The following is a 1,762-nucleotide window of genomic DNA, read 5'->3' as shown; positions in this document are numbered from 1 at the left end:
GGTAGACCCCTCAAAACTAAACAAAGTTTTAACAATTGTGTATTTCCGTTGGTACCAAAGTACCATATCCTTAGAAAGGAGGTGATCCAGCCGCAGGTTCTCCTACGGCTACCTTGTTACGACTTCACCCTAATCATTTGTCCCACCTTAGGCGGCTAGTTCCCCGAAGGGTTACCCCACCGACTTTGGGTGTTACAAACTCTCATGGTGTGACGGGCGGTGTGTACAAGGCCCGGGAACGTATTCACCGCGGCATGCTGATCCGCGATTACTAGCGATTCCAGCTTCATGTAGGCGAGTTGCAGCCTACAATCCGAACTGAGATCGGTTTTAAGTGATTTGCTTGCCCTCGCGAGTTCGCAGCACGTTGTACCGACCATTGTAGCACGTGTGTAGCCCAGGTCATAAGGGGCATGATGATTTGACGTCGTCCCCACCTTCCTCCGGTTTATCACCGGCAGTCTCACCAGAGTGCCCAACTGAATGCTGGCAACTGATAATAAGGGTTGCGCTCGTTGCGGGACTTAACCCAACATCTCACGACACGAGCTGACGACAACCATGCACCACCTGTATCCATGTCCCCGAAGGGAAAGACTTATCTCTAAGCTTTTCATGGTATGTCAAGACCTGGTAAGGTTCTTCGCGTTGCTTCGAATTAAACCACATGCTCCACCGCTTGTGCGGGCCCCCGTCAATTCCTTTGAGTTTCAATCTTGCGATCGTACTCCCCAGGCGGAGTGCTTAATGCGTTAGCTGCAGCACTGAAGGGCGGAAACCCTCCAACACTTAGCACTCATCGTTTACGGCATGGACTACCAGGGTATCTAATCCTGTTTGCTACCCATGCTTTCGAATCTCAGCGTCAGTTACAGACCAGAAAGCCGCCTTCGCCACTGGTGTTCTTCCATATATCTACGCATTCCACCGCTACACATGGAGTTCCACTTTCCTCTTCTGCACTCAAGTTTACCAGTTTTCGAAGCACTTCCTCGGTTGAGCCGAGGGCTTTCACTTCAAACTTAATAAACCGCCTACATTCTCTTTACGCCCAATAAATCCGGACAACGCTTGCCACCTACGTATTACCGCGGCTGCTGGCACGTAGTTAGCCGTGGCTTTCTGGTTGAATACCGTCAGTACGTGAACAGTTACTCTCACATATATTCTTCTTCAACAACAGAGTTTTACGATCCGAAAACCTTCTTCACTCACGCGGCATTGCTCCATCAGACTTTCGTCCATTGTGGAAGATTCCCTACTGCTGCCTCCCGTAGGAGTTTGGGCCGTGTCTCAGTCCCAATGTGGCCGATTACCCTCTCAGGTCGGCTACGTATCATCGCCTTGGTGAGCTATTACCTCACCAACTAGCTAATACGCCGCGGGTCCATCCAGAAGAGATAGCAAAACCATCTTTTAAACAAAGATCATGTGATCTAAGTTGTTATGCGGTATTAGCACTTGTTTCCAAATGTTATCCCCCACTTCTGGGCAGGTTACCCACGTGTTACTCACCCGTCCGCCACTCACCAAGGTCTGAATCATGAAGCAAGCTTCAATCATCAGGATGGTTCGTTCGACTTGCATGTATTAGGCATGCCGCCAGCGTTCGTCCTGAGCCAGGATCAAACTCTCATATTAAAAGTTTGTGACTCATAAATAAAAATACTAGCGAATTGACTTCGTTGTAAATCCAACAAATAAATGTTGGCCTACACAATTTTAGTGTTAAAACTTTGTTCAGTTTTCAAAGGTCTACCAG

1 rRNA gene is annotated in these 1,762 nt (G+C 48.5%); it reads right to left on the bottom strand.

Going from position 1 to position 1,762, the window contains the following annotated elements:
- Positions 1–74 precede the first annotated feature (74 nt).
- Positions 75–1,641 (bottom strand): 16S ribosomal RNA (locus FD33_RS11645).
- Positions 1,642–1,762 lie beyond the last annotated feature (121 nt).

The organism is Companilactobacillus paralimentarius DSM 13238 = JCM 10415, from assembly GCF_001434985.1.
Taxonomy (GTDB): Bacteria; Bacillota; Bacilli; order Lactobacillales; family Lactobacillaceae; genus Companilactobacillus; species Companilactobacillus paralimentarius.
This window is presented reverse-complemented; position numbering and strand designations above follow the sequence as displayed.